The 16,695-nt window shown below is 56.3% G+C and carries 16 protein-coding genes; all 16 read right to left on the bottom strand.

All coding sequences use genetic code 11. The annotated features are described in order from the left end of the window. Nucleotides 1–9 precede the first annotated feature (9 nt). Nucleotides 10–1,038, bottom strand: coding sequence for a histone deacetylase family protein (locus tag ACVDG4_RS18810; RefSeq protein ID WP_420338910.1), 1,029 nt, complete (start codon nt 1,036–1,038; stop codon nt 10–12). Between the two features lie 54 nt (nt 1,039–1,092). Beyond that, complete coding sequence (locus tag ACVDG4_RS18805) at nt 1,093–2,088, bottom strand: aldose epimerase family protein (protein WP_447236222.1); 996 nt, start codon at nt 2,086–2,088, stop codon at nt 1,093–1,095. Between the two features lie 71 nt (nt 2,089–2,159). After that, a complete protein-coding gene (locus tag ACVDG4_RS18800) occupies nt 2,160–3,659 on the bottom strand; it encodes a phosphomannomutase/phosphoglucomutase (protein WP_447236221.1) in 1,500 nt (499 codons plus the stop codon). A gap of 66 nt (nt 3,660–3,725) precedes the next feature. Continuing rightward, complete coding sequence (locus tag ACVDG4_RS18795; RefSeq protein ID WP_447236220.1) at nt 3,726–4,229, bottom strand: retropepsin-like aspartic protease family protein; 504 nt, start codon at nt 4,227–4,229, stop codon at nt 3,726–3,728. A 165-nt stretch (nt 4,230–4,394) separates the two neighbouring features. Continuing rightward, nucleotides 4,395–5,024: a uracil phosphoribosyltransferase gene (upp, locus tag ACVDG4_RS18790; protein ID WP_040451420.1), complete on the bottom strand. Its 630-nt coding sequence runs from the start codon at nt 5,022–5,024 to the stop codon at nt 4,395–4,397. Nucleotides 5,025–5,091: 67 nt separating this feature from the next. Beyond that, nucleotides 5,092–6,345, bottom strand: coding sequence for a DUF1688 family protein (locus ACVDG4_RS18785; RefSeq protein WP_447236219.1), 1,254 nt, complete (start codon nt 6,343–6,345; stop codon nt 5,092–5,094). A gap of 11 nt (nt 6,346–6,356) precedes the next feature. After that, a complete protein-coding gene (locus ACVDG4_RS18780) occupies nt 6,357–7,370 on the bottom strand; it encodes an adenosine deaminase (RefSeq protein WP_447236218.1) in 1,014 nt (337 codons plus the stop codon). A 20-nt stretch (nt 7,371–7,390) separates the two neighbouring features. Next, nucleotides 7,391–8,611, bottom strand: a complete 1,221-nt coding sequence (locus ACVDG4_RS18775; RefSeq protein WP_447236217.1) for a phosphopentomutase — start codon at nt 8,609–8,611, stop codon at nt 7,391–7,393. A 73-nt stretch (nt 8,612–8,684) separates the two neighbouring features. After that, nucleotides 8,685–10,001 (bottom strand): thymidine phosphorylase, encoded by a 1,317-nt coding sequence (deoA, locus tag ACVDG4_RS18770; protein ID WP_306148225.1) that lies wholly within the window; start codon nt 9,999–10,001, stop codon nt 8,685–8,687. Between the two features lies 1 nt (nt 10,002). Next, nucleotides 10,003–10,779, bottom strand: coding sequence for a deoxyribose-phosphate aldolase (deoC, locus tag ACVDG4_RS18765; protein WP_447236216.1), 777 nt, complete (start codon nt 10,777–10,779; stop codon nt 10,003–10,005). Beyond that, nucleotides 10,776–11,585, bottom strand: a complete 810-nt coding sequence (locus ACVDG4_RS18760) for a purine-nucleoside phosphorylase (protein WP_447236215.1) — start codon at nt 11,583–11,585, stop codon at nt 10,776–10,778. Before ACVDG4_RS18760 ends, deoC begins: the two co-directional genes overlap by 4 nt. 6 nt (nt 11,586–11,591) lie before the next feature. Continuing rightward, entirely contained in the window at nt 11,592–11,990 is a 399-nt protein-coding gene (locus ACVDG4_RS18755; RefSeq protein WP_133948828.1) for a cytidine deaminase, read from the bottom strand. Beyond that, nucleotides 11,987–12,955 (bottom strand): ABC transporter permease, encoded by a 969-nt coding sequence (locus ACVDG4_RS18750; protein ID WP_133948830.1) that lies wholly within the window; start codon nt 12,953–12,955, stop codon nt 11,987–11,989. Before ACVDG4_RS18750 ends, ACVDG4_RS18755 begins: the two co-directional genes overlap by 4 nt. A 2-nt stretch (nt 12,956–12,957) precedes the next feature. After that, the gene (locus ACVDG4_RS18745; protein WP_422019520.1) at nt 12,958–14,064 is read right to left on the bottom strand and encodes an ABC transporter permease; all 1,107 of its coding nucleotides are present in this window, start codon (nt 14,062–14,064) and stop codon (nt 12,958–12,960) included. Beyond that, a complete protein-coding gene (locus ACVDG4_RS18740; protein WP_447236214.1) occupies nt 14,061–15,614 on the bottom strand; it encodes an ABC transporter ATP-binding protein in 1,554 nt (517 codons plus the stop codon). Before ACVDG4_RS18740 ends, ACVDG4_RS18745 begins: the two co-directional genes overlap by 4 nt. 70 nt (nt 15,615–15,684) lie before the next feature. Continuing rightward, entirely contained in the window at nt 15,685–16,677 is a 993-nt protein-coding gene (locus tag ACVDG4_RS18735; protein WP_306148223.1) for a BMP family lipoprotein, read from the bottom strand. Nucleotides 16,678–16,695: the final 18 nt, after the last annotated feature.

Raw genomic sequence — 16,695 nt, 5'->3', positions numbered from 1 at the left:
GTCGCACGGCTAACCGGAAAAGCCCTCAAGGACATTCACGCAGTTGGTCCCAAGCGCATCGACGGCGTAGCCGCCTTCCAGGATGAAGATGGTCGGCACGCCAACGCGCGCAAGACGTTGCCCCAACCTCACAAAATCTTCGGATTTGAACTTAAACCCGGAGATCGGATCCCGCTCGAAGCAATCCAATCCGAGAGAAACAATCATTGCCTCCGGCTTGTAAACGAGAAGCCAGCGGCACGCCTCGTCGAGCGCCGGCGAATATGCTTCCCAGTCCGTTCCAAGGGGCAACGGCCAGTTCCGGGTAAATCCGGTTCCGGCATGTTCACCGGTTTCGTCCGCATAGCCCAGAAAATAGGGGTATTCATCCTTCGGATCAGCGTGAAGAGACAGGAAGAGCACGTCTGGCCGATCGTAGAACAACGCTTGTGTGCCGTTCCCGTGGTGATAGTCGACATCCAGAATTGCGACGCGGTGAAGCCCGTAATCCCGAAGGTATTGCGCAGCGACTGCGGCATTGTTGAAGAAACAATACCCGCCGAAAAAATCGTGCCCGGCGTGGTGTCCCGGGGGGCGGCAAAGTGCGAAAACAGATTTTTCCCCGTCGAGCACGAGTTTGGCAGCCGTCAACGCGGTATCTGCTGAGGCGCGTGCGGCCTTGTAGGTATGCTGACCAAGCGGTGTGCCGGCATCCATCGAATAGCGCCCCAGCAGCCCGTCGATGTGTTCGACCTTTGTGTCCTGCCGGAGACTTCTAATTGGCCAAACAAAAGGAAAGGCTTCCGCATCGCGGCCACTGGCTGTCCACAGCGACCAGAACCGCTCAAGGAAGGATACATATTCCTCAGAGTGCACCCGGTGAAGCGGTCGGATCGGAAACTCCAATGGAGGGATGACGTCACCGACTTTGCGGTCTTTCACCGTAGACAAGACGATTTCCGCCCTGCTCGGAATTTCGACAGCGGGCTGGAGCTTACCGTCGGAAATTTCTTGCGCCGGTGCGTGGGCTAGCTGGGTCGCTGAAAAAACCGTCTTCACAATTTGGCCCCCGTCCCGGTGAAATCACTTTGTCGAAGAATACTCTAAACGATCTTAAGAGAAACGGAATTCCGTTACCTGGTTATAGCTGGCACAGGGTCTCAGCAACACATCCGTGAACGTCTTCTGATTGACGCTATCTGGCCACCGTTGTGCTTCCAGGCACAAGCCTGCATGAGCACCGTAGTTTTTCCCGGCAAGTCCAGGCACGGGCACATCGATCTTTCCGCCGTCGTAGAGCTGCAACCCGGGTTCGGTCGTCCAGACTTCCATCCGTCGGTCACCGCTTTTATCTTCCAGTGCTGCAGCAAACTCGACAGCATCTCTCGGTGCATCTGACAGGCAGAAATTGTGGTCATAGATCACCGCCTCTTCTCCCGATTTTCGGCGCAGCCGCCGGCCATCCTGAAAATCATAGGGCGTCCAGGCAACACTCCGGATCTCTCCCGTCGGAATCAGATGATCATTCACGGGGACATAAGTTTCTGCGGCGATCTCAAGTTGGTGATCCAGGATCGTATCGCTGCCGTCGAGATTGAAATAACTGTGTTGCGCCAGATTGACCGGAGTGGTCTGGTCAGTTGTTGCTGACATCTTCACCCGCACCGCACCTGCGCCCGTCAGGGTGTACCGGACCAGCACCTCAACGTGTCCCGGATAGCCCATATCGCCGTCCTCTGACACGAGTTTGAGCAACACACTCGCTTTGTCGCTTTGCTCAATCTGCCAGTTTCGTCGCGAGAACCCTTGAGTGCCTCCATGGAGATGATGGCCGTTGTCATTCTGATCCAACTGATACGCACGCCCGTCAATCTCTAACTTGCCATTTGCAATCCGGTTCGCACACCGGCCGACGATTGCACCGAAATACGGGGAGTGATCCAAATAGTCCTGCAAATTGTCGAAACCCAAGACGACTGATTGGCCTGCAAATTTCAGATCCCGGATGATAGCGCCGAAGGTCAGTACCGATGCTTCGAGCTCGCCCTTCTTCAGGGTGATCTCCTCAACGAGTGTGCCATCCGGAAGAACGCCGAATTCCTGGATCATTAGGAAAACTCCTGGAGAAAACAAAAAAGGCGGCGAGGATTTCGCCGCCTTTCTCAAGCCAAGTCAAGACTTTAGAGCGTCTGATTGTACTCACCAACCTCGGGATTTTCGCGTAGCACAGCGTCAACTGCCTTGAACATTTCATGCAGCCGCGCTTCCGAAGCCGGACTTTCTACCACGACGACAAGCTCCGGCTTGTTCGAGGAGGCTCGAACGAGGCCCCAGGTGCCGTCTTCGCTGACAACGCGGATTCCGTTGACGGTGATCAGATCGGTAATGGATTGCCCAGCAATTTTCTCGCCAGCGCCGTGCATTTCCTTAAACCGGGCAACAACCCGGTCAACGACATCGTATTTTACTTCGTCAGCACATTTCGGTGACATGGTCGGCGAGCCCCAGGTTTTGGGCAAATCCCTGCGCAGGTCTGCCATGGACTTGTCCGGGTTGCGATCGAGCATGTAGAGAATGGCGATTGCGGACACCAGGCCATCATCATAGCCGCGGCCGATGGGCTTGTTGAAGAAATAGTGTCCCGACTTCTCAAAGCCGACGATTGCGTCCAGCTCGGTCACCCGGCGCTTGATGTAGGAGTGACCAGTCTTGAAATAGTCGGTCTTGGCGCCGTTGGCCTGAAGCACGGGATCTGTGTTGAACAGACCAGTGGACTTCACGTCGACAACGAACTGGCTGTTCGGGTGCAATGCCGAGATATCGCGGGCTAGCATGACACCGACTTTGTCGGCGAAAATCTCTTCGCCTTCATTGTCAACAACGCCGCAACGGTCTCCGTCTCCGTCAAACCCGAGACCGACATCCGCGCCAACTTCCAGAACCTTGTCCCGGAGAGCATGAAGCATTTTCATGTCTTCCGGGTTCGGATTGTAGCGTGGGAACGTGTGGTCGAGCTCGGCATCAAGCGGAATGACCTCCGCGCCGAGCGCTTCGAGGATTTTTGGCGCAAAGGCACCGGCTGTGCCGTTGCCACAAGCTGCGACCACCTTGATTGGTTTGTTCAGTTTTGCGCGATCAGTCAGCTCTTTGAAGTAAACATCTGCAAAGCCGTCGACGAAGCGATAACTTCCGCCACCTTTCAAATCAAAGGCTGCATCCAAAACGATTTCCTTCAGCCGTCCCATCTCGTCTGGACCGAAGGTGAGCGGGCGGTCGATACCCATTTTTACACCGGTCCAGCCATTGTCGTTGTGGGACGCCGTGATCATTGCAACGGCCGGAACATCGAGTGCAAACTGCGCGAAATAGGCCATTGGCGACAAAGCCAAACCGATGTCGTGAACGTTTACGCCCGCTGCCAGAAGTCCGTTTATCACAGCCATCTTGATCGATGCGGAGTAGCCGCGGAAGTCATGCCCAACGACGATATCGGGCCGCACGCCGCGCTCATGAATGAGTGTGCCGATGCCCATACCGAGCGCCTGCATTCCCATCAGGTTGATTTCTTTTTCGAATAGCCAACGCGCGTCATACTCGCGGAAGCCCGTCGGCTTCACCAGCGGCAACGTTTCATATTCATAGGTGTTCGGTGTAAGGGCAGGTCTTGGCTTCGGAAACATGAAGTCCTCTAAAAGCTTTGGCATCTAATTGGTGTATAGGAGGCCATTGTGACAGCAAAGACAAATCTACTGGATCAGTACTAGGGTGCCGTTCGAAATGTCAAACCGGTCCAGTTTGTTGAGGGCCGTCATGCCAAGTAGCGGGATCGACAGACTGCTGTCTTGCAACACCAATGCCTCAATGTTTCTCAAGTTGATCCGGCCGATCTGCAGCCGGTCTATGATAGCCCGGGCGCCATAGGTGGTTCCGTTGGCGGTGCTGACCCGAAGTTTAAAATCGCCGTTTGCCGGGAAGATGCCGACAGTCCGCGCGACTGAAACCGGCAGAACCGTCGCAGACGCGCCCGTATCGACCAGCATTTCATGCATCTGACCGTTCAGATGAACGTCTGCCACAAACTGACCGCTTCGGTTTGCCGATATCCGATGCCGGCGTTCACCGGTCTCTAAAGGGGCATTTGATGTTGCAGCTGCAGTCTCACTTGTCTGGTTGTTTTGATGTTCAACCCATAACGGGACGATAGGCGCAATTGCTGCGCACAAAACCAGGACGATTAGAAAACGATACATGGGCCGCCTCGTTTGCCGGAAGCCTAGCGCTATCACAACAACCTTATCGCACCGTAAAGCGTTCTGGGTTCAATTTAGACACCCGAACATCGGTCCATTACGGCTGACACAAAAGAAAAACGCGGCGCCATTGGCACCGCGTTTAAAGACAAAAAGCCGTCAGATTTATTTGGTGCCGTACATCCGGTCACCAGCGTCTCCAAGACCTGGCACGATGTAGCCCTTTTCGTTGAGCTTCTCATCAATGGAAGCTGTATAGATCGGCACATCTGGTTGTTTCTCGTTGAATTTCGCCACACCTTCAGGAGATGCCAGCAGGCACAGGAACCGGATATTGTTTGCGCCGCGTTCTTTCAGTTTATCGACAGCTGCGATGGCCGAGTTTCCGGTCGCCAGCATTGGGTCGACAACAATCACGAGACGTTCGTTCAGATCTTCTGGAGCCTTGAAATAGTATTCGACCGGCTCAAGAGTCTCCGGATCACGATAAAGGCCGACGTGGGCGACGCGTGCAGACGGCACGAGGTCAAGCATACCTTCCAAAAGACCATTACCGGCGCGCAGGACGGATGCAAATACAAGCTTTTTGCCCGCCAGTGACGGTGCCTGCATTTCGGCAAGCGGCGTTTCGATGGTCTGGCGAACCAGCGGAAGATCGCGGGTCACTTCGTAACACAGCAGCGTCGAAATCTCGCGCAATAGACGCCGGAACCCCTGAGTTGACGTTCCCTTGTCGCGCATGATGGTGAGTTTGTGCTGGACCAGCGGATGGCTGATGACATTTGCTCCGGACATATCTGCCTCTCTTTGTGTGGGCCGCATCCGATAGCGGGCGGTCTTCCGTTTGTTTGATGTTGTGGACCTATGCCCTGAACGGCAACCAAAAAATAGAGCCCGGGTTCATGATTTTTTCCAGTTTTTCCCGCAATTCCCGATTTTCGGAGATTATCGCGGCTCCAGCCCGGCTGGTTCCCCCTTCCAAAATGCAGGACAAAGGCAATTGCTCTTGCTCAACATCCAACTCCTTGCGCAGCATGGCCGCGAGTCTGTCCGTCAAGGCAATCGTGACAGCGCGTAGTTCCGTTTGCCGGTCCAATGCCTGATCATCAGACACGTCGTCAGTTTCGGATTTCATACTGAGAACACCGGTGCTCACGAACAATCCGGCGTGTTCTGCATCGCTCGGTCCTGTCAGCGTATCAAGCTCATCCACCTCATATCCGGCCCAGGCCAGCGGCTCCACGAGGGAATAGACCATTCTCTGGGCGGTCAGATGAAAGGGCACAGTGTTCTGATCTTCTGGATTGGCCTTCAACGGATGCGCAAAAGTGTCTCCGAACGATACGTCACCCTCGGCGGCACCGCCCTCCCAAAGCGGAGCAAGACTTTGCAGCAAACGGTCGAGCAGAACCGTAGCATCGACCGACCCCCATCCTTCGCTACCAACCTTTACAATGAGGTTTCCCGGACGCGTGGATTGACCTTCGCCGAAAAGATCCGGCCGCAAGGCAAGCGCTTCACCGAACCGCTTCAAATAGCGCTGCAGGTGTTTAAAAAAGTCCTCTTCCTGATCAGTACCAAGCTGAAGTCCGGTGGCCAGTTCTTCGATTTCAAGACGGATCAACGCGTCTGCATCAACCCGGAACGGATCCACAGGATCGGAGGAAAACGATCCTGTGGCGAACATGTTGATGACCGCCAATGCCGCGGCCTCACGGCCTTTGACTTCGGTTCCAGCCATCGTGTCTTCGTAGGACCAGCCCTGAGGTGTGTGCACATCCATGTAGGCCGCGAGAATTGCCAAGTCCGATGCCGCTGCAAGAAGCTCATCTGCCGACTGAAAGTTTCGCGCCGACGCGAGCGCGCTCCACCGATCAACGCCCCCTGCTTCAAACAAACGCCAGACGCCGTAAGGTGGGATCTGGAAATCAGGATAGGTCCGTTTGATGATTTCAAGAACCTGGATCAAGGCTTGATCCAGTTTGCTGATGTCCACGCTCACATGATCCAGTTCATCAGCGAGCGCGCGATCCAGAAAGTTGTTCGCGACTGAGCGAACGCGTTCGGCCTTGAAGGTTTCCAACAGGCCGTTGTCATTTTGGGCTTTGGAGGTCATGGTCGGCGTACTTAGCTGCCAATCTTTGCGCTGTCGAGACGGGTCAGCAACCGGTTGCGGGTGCTGTCGTCACAAAACGCAGCCATGATCGCCGTGCGGCCAATCTCCAGTTGATCGTCTCTTGTCCAGCCAAACGTCTCCGAGACAGACGAATACTCTTTGCCCAGCGTTGTGCCAAAGAAAGGCGGATCATCGGAATTCAAGGTGATCTTGACGCCTTCTTTTCGAAGCATGTTCACCGGGTGAAAGCGTAAGACGGAATAAACGCCAAGCGCGATGTTCGATCCCGGACACACTTCCAAAACAATACCTTCGTCGGCGAGACGCTTCACAAGGTCACGATCCTCAATCGCCCGAACGCCGTGGCCCAGACGCTTGACCCGTAAAAACTCAAGGGCTGCGGTGATGCTTTCCGGCCCGCCAAACTCCCCCGCATGGGCTGTCGTTCCCAACCCGGCATCGGCTGCCATACGGAACGCCTTGGCAAAGTTTGCGGGATGTCCGGAGCGTTCATCCCCTGCCAGGCCAAATCCGGTGACCAGGGGATGCGGATTGCCAATCACTTCTTTAACGACACGTTCGACAGAGGCTGTGCCGAAGTGCCGTACACCGATTGCGATCATCCGGCCGTCTATGGCCGTATCGATTTTTGCCCGTTCGATCCCGGCCGCAAGGCCTTCTACGTACGACCGGTAGGAAAGACCGGCGGCTTGAGCATGATCGGGCGAAATGAAAATCTCGCCGTAGATCGCCCCTTCCGCTGCAAGCATCCGGAAATAGGTCTCAGCAAGAAGCGCGTAGTCAGCCGGTGTCTTGAAGACGGAACTGGCGGTGTCATATGCCTTAAGGAATGAGGTAAAATCGGACCAGACGTACTGTCCCTTGCCGTCGATCACCTCTGAGACATCGAGGCCATGCTGATCAGCAAGCTGACGAACGAGACGCGGAGGAGCGGCCCCCTCAATGTGGCAGTGAAGTTCGACCTTTGGGACCGCGAGGGTCTCGTCCTTACCTTTTGGGGCCACAGTCGTTCGCTGTCCTTCTTTTACAGGAAACTGGTTCCATGCGGGCCTTGGTCGATCCCAAGATGATCCGCAACGCTCTCCCCAATATCGGCGTAGGTCTTACGCCCGCCAATACCCTTGCCCGCAATACGGGGTCCCGTGGCGATCACAGGAACATGTTCGCGGGTGTGGTCCGTCCCGCGCCAGGTCGGGTCGCATCCGTGATCAGCCGTCAGGATTAGGAGGTCACCCTCCCGCATTTTGGCAACCATTTCCGGAAGGCGTCCGTCAAAGTGCTCTAGTGCCGCTGCATATCCCGGAACATCGCGGCGATGTCCATAAAGGGAATCGAAGTCGATGAAATTGGCGAAGATCATGTCGCCATCTTGCGCCAGATCCATGGCTTCAAGGGTCTTGTCAAAAAGCTGATCATTGCCAGCTCCCTTCAGAACCTTGGCCACGCCCTGATGCGCAAAGATGTCGGAGATTTTTCCAATGCCATACACTGTCCGACCATCAGCAGTCAGCCGATCAAGCAACGTTGGCTCGGGTGGCAAAACGGAATAATCGCGGCGATTGGCCGTGCGCTCAAACGTATCAGCGCTGTCGCCGAGAAAGGGTCGCGCAATCACGCGGCCGATGTTGTACGGGTCCGCGAATTCGCGCGTGATTTCGCAAAGGTCATAGAGCTTCTCCAGGCCGAAATGCTCTTCGTGAGCGGCGATCTGAATGACCGAGTCAGCGGAAGTGTAGAAGATCGGCTTCCCGGTCTTCACATGTTCCTCTCCGAGTTCTGCGATGATCTCGGTCCCGGAGGCATGTTTGTCGCCCAAGATTCCATTCAATCCGGCTTTTTCGCTGATCTTGGAAATCAGCTCTTTCGGAAATGTCGGGATTGTTTCCGGGAAATAGCCCCAGTCGAACCGGACTGGCACGCCCGCGATTTCCCAGTGCCCGGACGGGGTATCCTTGCCGTTCGAGACTTCGGCTGCATAGCCCCAAAGTCCTTCTGGCTCGCCAGAATAGGTCAGACCCGGGACGTCTTCACCGGTGGACAGACGGCCGGCCGCACCGAGCCCAAGCCGGTCCATATTCGGGACCGACAGAGGACCAGCGCGAAGGCCGTCCCTGTCGCCTTTTCCTTCCGCGCAATGCTGCGCAATGTGGCCAAGGGTATCCGACCCCACATCGCCAAAGGCGTCCGCATCCGCCGCGCCGCCAATCCCGAAACTGTCCAGTACGCACAAGATCGCACGGGGCATGAGCATCTCCTCATTATTGTTGCCGGCAAGTTCTGCCGGAAAGGGCTGGGTTTTGCTCCCGGCCCGGCCGCGGTTACGGCGCGATGCGCTCTACAACACTCGGACGATCCATGACGTCCTTTGCTGAACCGACGGTGTAGGCTGCACGCAATGCAATCGCTGCGGCTTCTGCTTCTTCTTCGTTGCGGGCATGCACGATTGCAAGCGGGCTATCTGCGTCAACCGAATTGCCCACGCCGGCAAGGCTTGTGAACCCAACAGATGGGTCGATCACGTCAGCAGCAGCTTTACGTCCGCCACCAAGCGCAACAACGGCAACACCCACGCCACGCGCGTCGATTTCTGTAACGACGCCGTCCTCAAACGGATAGACCGGCGCCTCGAAATTGGCTTTTGCAAGATAGAGTTCCGGCTTCTCCATGAAGTCGGCAGGCCCACCAAGCGCGCTCACCATCTCGGCGAACTTCTCTGCCGCCTTGCCACTCTCAAAAGCTGACCGCATCATATCACATCCAACCTCAGCATCTTCAGCGAGGCCACCGCTTGCGAGCAGTTCACCACCTTGCGCGACAGTGACATCCCACAAACGGTTGTCGATGGCAGTCCCTTTTAGGAAATCGACAGCGTTCTGCATCTCGATTGCATTGCCCGCAGCAGAAGCCAAGGGCTCATTCATGTCGGTGAGCAGAGCGGTTGTTTTGAGGCCTGCACCGTTGGCGACCAGGACAAGGCTCTCGGCAAGCGCCCGCGCTTCTTCAAGCGATGCCATGAACGCGCCACTGCCCCACTTCACATCGAGCACAAGTCCTTGAAGACCCGCGGCGAGTTTCTTGGACAATATGGACGCGGTAATCAGGTCAATGCTTTCAACCGTCGCGGTCACATCCCGGATGCCATAAAAACGTTTGTCGGCTGGAGCGAGATTGCCAGTCTGACCGATCACGGCACAGCCGACTTCCTTTACGACCTTCTTGAAAAGTGCATTGTCCGGCTGCGTCTTGTAGCCCGGAATGCTGTCGAACTTATCGAGTGTACCACCGGTATGGCCGAGACCACGGCCGGAGATCATCGGGACAGCTGCACCGCAAGCCGCAAGTGCCGGAGCCAGCATTAGCGAAACGTTGTCACCCACACCGCCGGTGGAGTGTTTATCAAGGACCGGAGCTTCAATGTCCGACCAGTCAAGAACATCGCCGCTGTCGCGCATCGCGAGCGTTAGAGCGACACGCTCATCAATGGTGAGACCCTTGAAAAAGACCGCCATGGCAAGGGCGGAAACCTGTCCTTCGGTGACAGATCCGTCAGCGAGGCCCTTTACGAAAAACGCGATCTCTTCGGAGGACAGCGCTCCGCCGTCCCGTTTTTTCCGGATGAGCTCTTGTGGCAGCATCTTAGTATCCTTCACCCACTGCGGCGTCTTTGCCGTCTATCGTTGCCGTGAGAGCATCGAGCAACCCGCTCGCGCCAAAACGGAAGGTTGAGGCGGACACCCAATTGTGTCCCATGATCTTGTCTGCCAGCGCGAGATAAGCGGCCGCATCCGAAGCGGTTTTGATCCCGCCGGCAGGTTTAAAGCCGATAACGCGCTCAGCGTTTTCGCGCCGCGCTTCTTCGATGGCCGTCAGCATGATTTCAGCAGCTTCCAAAGTGGCGTTGACTGCAACCTTGCCGGTCGAGGTCTTGATGAAATCCGCACCGGCTGCGATCGCAACATTGGACGCGGCATGGATCAGGAGCGGATCCTTGATCTCGCCTGTCTCGAGAATAACCTTCAAGATGGCAGGTTCTGGGATCGCGGCCTTGACCTGAATGATCTGCTCTTCGGCGAACCCTTTGCGGCCCTCAACAAACGTCCGGTAAGGCATGACGAGATCAATCTCATCCGCACCATCGGCAATCGCCTGGCGAGTTTCAGCGACCACAGCTTGCGTGTCTTCACCGCCAGCCGGGAAATTGACAACTGTCGCAACTTTGACCCCAGTTCCGGCGAGTTCCTTGACAGCCTGCGCTACGAAACGGGGCCAAACGCATACGGCAGCGACGGCGCCATGCGGAGTTACCGTGCGATTTGTCAAAGCCGTAACATCTTCAGCCGTGCAATCGTCATTCAGGTTGGTCAAATCCACCAGGCCAAGGGCCCGTTTGGCGGTCTCAATCATATCGGTCATTGGCCGACCTCTTTTACAAAAGCGCGGACAAGCTGCTTCATCCGTTCCATACCGGTGAGCGCAACAGACTTGGTTTCGTCGTGCGACAAGGCATGGGTTTGCATGCCAGCACCGTAGTTGGTGATGATGGACATCGCTGCGACACGCATCCCCAGGAACCGGGCCATGATGACTTCCGGGACAGTCGACATGCCGACCGCATCTGCGCCCAACATCTTAGCCATGCGGATTTCGGCAGGTGTCTCAAATGACGGGCCGGAGAACCACATGTAGACGCCTTCTGCGACAGGGTCGCCAGTTTCCTCGGCAACTTTCTTCATTGCCGCCCTAAGGTCCTGATCATACGCCGCGCTCATATCGAGGAACCGCTTTTCGTCTTCTTCGCCGATCAACGGGTTTTTGCCCGACCAATTGATATGATCAGAAATGACCATCGGACTGCCGGGAGCGACGTCTTCGCGCAAGGATCCTGCTGCATTGGTCGCAAGCAGGATGTCGCAGCCGAGTTCCTTCAAGGTTTCCACTGGTGTCCGCATAACCGTCGGATCGCCGGGTTCATAATAGTGCGCGCGGCCAGACAGGATGACCACAGGAACACCGGCAAGTGTGCCGGCAACCAGCTCGCTGGAATGCGATGTTACCGTGGACACCGGAAACTCGGTCAGATGGGCATAGGGAATGCGGACTGCATCCTCGACCTCTTCAGCCAGGGTTCCGAGCCCTGATCCCAGAATCATGCCAATTTTATAGGAGCCCTCACGGGCGGCGCGTACAATATCCGCGCACTCACGGCCATAACCACTCATGGTGGATCAGTCCTTCTTGTCTTCTAGTTCAAATGCAGCCGGCAGCAATTCATCAAGTGTGAAGCTGCGGCGAATGCCGTTGAGGTCCGCAACATGGACCACAAGATTTTCAGTTCCGAACTCTGCAAACCGCTGACGGCACATACCGCACGGGGTGCATAGGGCCGCATCGCCAATCACGACCGCTTCTTCGATTTCCCGGTAACCAGCCGCAATCATCGCACTGGCCGCGCCGCCTTCCGCGCAAACGCTGACCGGGTAGGATGCATTCTCCACATTGCAGCCGGTGAAAATCGTCCCATCCGGAGTGCGGAATGCTGCCCCAACCAGGAAGTTGGAATAAGGGGCATACGCCTTTTCGCGCACCGCTTTGGCGGCCTCGAACAGCTTATCCAGATCGCTCATGACCGCTCCTTAAGATACGGAATGCCAGCAGCTTTCGGCGGGATCGCTTTCCCGATGAAGCCAGCTAGCAGGATCACCGTCAGAATGTATGGAAGCGCCTGGAAGAACTGGACCGGGATCTCGCCAATGCCCGGGACCTCTTGTCCTTGCATGCGGATCGCCGTTGCATCGAGGAACCCAAAGAGCAGGCAAGCGAACATTGCGCTCGCAGGCCTCCACTTGGCGAAGATCAGCGCTGCAAGCGCAATAAAGCCCTTACCGGCGGTCATATCCTTGATGAAACCGGCAGACTGAGCGATCGAAAGATAACTGCCCGCAAGCCCGCAGAGAATGCCGCATGCAATCACGGCCCGGTAGCGAAGCCAGGTCACCGAAATACCTGCCGTGTCCACGGCGGCCGGGTTTTCACCCACCGCACGAAGTCGTAAACCGAAACGCGTGCGGAACAGCACCCACCATGTCACAGGCACGGCAACGAAGGCCGCATAGACCAGGATGTTATGACCGGACAAAAGCTCGGCATAGATCGGGCCGATAATCGGCACATCGCGCACTTGCTCAGCGCCCGGCAAGACGATGTCGCGGAAGCGGCCATCCCCTTGAAGCGACGGCGTCCGTCCCCCCTGGCTGAACCAGGTTTGTCCGAGCAGGGCCGTCAATCCGGCCGCAAGGAAGTTGATGGCAACGCCGGAGACAATCTGGTTGCCGCGGTTGGTGATGGACGCAAATCCGTGGATGAGCGCCAGGCCAATCGATACGGCAATGCCCGCCATGAGCCCAATCCAGGCGTTGCCGGTGATATAGGCGACCGCACCGGCGCCAAAGGCAGCGCCAAGCATCTTGCCTTCCAGGCCAATGTCGACGATCCCCGAACGTTCGGAGTAAAGCCCTGCCAGACAGGCGAGCAGGAGCGGCGTTGACAGGCGGACCGTCGAATCAAGTGTCAGGATCAACGTCTCAAACATGATCAAGCCTCCTGCGCCGTTTTGGGCCGAGTGGGCATGAAAAACTGGGCAATGGCCGGCCGGAACATATGCTCAAGCGCGCCGGCAAACAGGATCACCAGGCCCTGGATCACGATGATCATGTCGCGCGTGATGTTTGGCATCTCAAAAGAAAGCTCCGCACCGCCCTGGTACAGCATCCCGAACAGGATTGACGCCAGCAGAATCCCGACCGGATGAGCCCGGCCCATCAGCGCAACGGCGATCCCAACAAAGCCATACCCGGTCACGAAATCGATCAATAGGCGATGCTGGGATCCCATGATTTCGTTGATTGCCATCATGCCAGCAAGCCCGCCGGAAATCAGCATGGTCACCACTGTGATGCGGACCGGCGAAATGCCTGCATAGACTGCCGCGGTCGCGTTGGCGCCAAAGGAGCGGATTTCAAATCCGAGCTTGGTCCGCCAGATCAACAGCCAAACCAGGACACAGGCTGCCAACGCAACAAACAGTGCCAGATTGACCGGCGCAAAACCGAAGCCGAAAGACGGGAAAATGTCGTTCAGGAACGGCAAGCGGCCGCCATCTTCAAAAGTGCGGGTCTCGTTCTGCATGGAGCCCGGCTTTTTCAGAAAGCCATTGAGCAGATAGACCATCAAGGAGGCGGCAATGAAGTTGAACATGATGGTAGTGATAACCACGTGGCTGCCGCGCGTAGCCTGAAGCCAGGCAGGGATGAAGGCCCATGCCGCGCCCATCAAAGCGGATCCAAGAATAGCGAAAGGCAATGTGACGTACCACGGCACATAATGGTCCAATGCCAAACACGCTATGGCCACGCCTAGACCGCCCAGATACGCCTGCCCTTCACCGCCAATGTTGAAGAGGCCTGCGTGAAACGCGACTGCCACCGCGAGCCCGGTGAAGATGAAGTTGGTCGCATAAAAGAGTGTGTATCCGAAGCCTTCCGTGTAACCGAGAGAGCCCCAGATCAGGACTTTGACAGCATCGATGGGGTTTTCACCGATCAAGATCACCACAAGACCGGAGACCAGAAATGCGGCCGCAAGATTCAGGAACGGGATCAGGCCGTAATCGACCCACCGGGGTAGCTGGCCGCCACTCATTGGACGTCTCCTTCAACGGCGATCTTTTTGTCCTCAATCCCGGCCATCAGCAGGCCAAGATCACTTTCTTCAGCATCCGCGCCACGTTCGCCCACGACCTTGCCGTCGAACATCACAAGCACCCTGTCGGACAGGCCACGGATTTCGTCGAGCTCCACGGAAACCAAAAGGATGCCTTTCCCTGCATCACGCAGTTCAATGAGCCGCTTGTGAATGAATTCGATAGCGCCGATGTCCACACCACGGGTCGGCTGGCCAACCAAAAGGATGTTTGGGTCCCTTTCGATTTCCCGAGCCAGAACAACCTTCTGCTGGTTGCCACCTGAGAAGTTAGCGGTCTTGAGCATCGGATTTGGCGGCCGGATATCGTATTTCTCGATTTCATCGACCGCATTTTTCTTGATCGCTGGCAGGTCGAGCAGAAGGCCTTTTGAATAGGCAGGATCCCGGTGATACCCGAGAATGGAGTTCTCATACTCGGCGAAACTGTTGATCAGCCCCATACGGTGCCGGTCTTCTGGAACATGGCCCATGCTCTTTGCGCGCATATCGGCGGCGTCCGGTGCCCGGTTGGCCAGATCAATCGTCTCACCGTTGATTTTCAAGGTACCCCGGGTGGCGCGACGGATGCCGGAAAGAGTTTCAAGGAGTTCTGACTGCCCGTTACCGGATACGCCCGCAATGCCAACGATTTCGCCTTCATGCACCTTGAAAGAAACATCCTTCACAACTTCGACGCCGCGGCTGTCTGTCACCGTGAGGTTTTCCACCTCGAGAACGGGCGCTTTGGGTTCAGCTGGTTTCTTGTCGACCCGCAACAAGACGCTGCGCCCGACCATCAGCTCGGCCAACTCCTCCATTGAGGTGTTCTTGGTCTCGCGGGTCGCCACCATCTCTCCGCGGCGCATGACAGACACCATGTCGGTCGCAGCCATGATCTCGCGCAGTTTGTGCGTGATCAGCAGGATGGTTTTGCCTTCGTTCTTCAGAACTTCCAGGATCTTGAACAGGTGGTCCGCCTCAGCAGGCGTCAAAACGCCGGTCGGTTCATCCAAGATCAGGACTTCGGCGCTGCGATAGAGTGCTTTCAGAATTTCAACACGCTGCTGAAGTCCGACCGGCAGCTCACCGGTGATTGCTTCCGGATCAACCCGAAGCTCATATTCGGTTTCCAGGCGATGCAGTTCGGATCGGGCCCGGTTAAGACCGCCGGCCAGAAGCGCACTGTCTTCGGCGCCAAGAACGACATTTTCCAGAACGGTGAAATTGTCGACCAGCATGAAGTGCTGGTGAACCATCCCGATCCCCATCCCGATCGCAGCCTTTGAATCCGAGATCGTGACCTTATTTTCGTTGACCAGAATGTCTCCGGTATCAGCTTGATAAAAGCCGTAAAGGATCGACATCAAGGTCGATTTGCCCGCGCCATTTTCACCGATAATGCCGTGGATTGATCCCTTCTTTACAACAAGGTCGATGTCCTTGTTGGCATGGACCGCCCCAAAGCTTTTGTTGATCTTGCGCAGCTCAATTGCAGGTGTTTCGCTCATGCCATCCCCCAGGCGTGACGATTACTTTTTGTCATTCTTGCTGTGTCCTGTTCAGCGTTCAGGCATGCCTTCAAAAAGGGCACGGCCCATCCGCCACCACATCATGGACCACAATCTCCCCCTTGGAGATTGCGTCGACCGCTGCATCTGCAGCTGCTTTCATGTCTTCTGAAATCAGGTCCTGATTGTTTTCATCCAGCACCCAGTCCATTCCGCCTTCCTTAAGGCCCAGAACCTGGATGCCTGGAGCGAAGGATCCATTCACTGCAGTGGTAAAACTGTCGTAAACTGCATTGTCCACGCGCTTGCGGATGGATGTCAGTACCTTGCCCGGATGCAGGCCATTCTGATTGCTGTCTGTACCAAGTCCGAGGACCCCAGCATCTGCGGCAGCCTGCAAGACGCCAATCCCGGTCCCACCCGCTGCCTGGATAACCACATCCGCGCCGCGATTGATCTGGCCGCGCGCCAATTCCGCGCCGCGCACCGGATCGGCAAACGCTGCCGGCGTGTCTCCGGTCATATTCGACAGGACCTTGGTTTGTTGATTTGCCGCCAGTGCACCTTGCTTATAGCCGCACAAGAAACGCTGAATGATCGGAATATCCATGCCGCCGACAAATCCGATCGTCCCAGTTTTTGAGGCCATGCTGGCCAGCAAACCACCGATGTAGGCGCCTTCATGCTCCTTGAAGACGTAGGAACGGACATTTGGCTGCTCGACCACCATATCGACGATGGCAAAATCTTCTTCCGGAAACTCCGACGCCACCTGGCCCAGCGCATTTGCCTGGTTAAACCCGATGGCAACAATTGGTTCACTGCCACGGCTGGCAAAGTTCCTTAGTGCTTGAAGGCTCTGCGCATCGCGTTCCAGCTCAAACTCCCGCACAGCCTCGCCGGTTTCATCGGTGAACCGTTTGACGCCGTCATAAGCGCTCTCGTTAAAGGAGCCATCAAATTTGCCGCCGACCGAATACACAATCGCCGGCTCGGCTTGCGCAGCAAAGGCTGCCAAGCTTCCTAAAACGACAGACACTATTCCTGTACGAAAACGGACCATCAGATCCCCGCTAGACCG

The sequence above is a fragment of the Roseibium sp. MB-4 genome, from assembly GCF_053005265.1.
The sequence above is the reverse complement of the archived record's forward strand: the minus strand, read 5'-3'. Positions and strand labels throughout refer to the sequence as shown.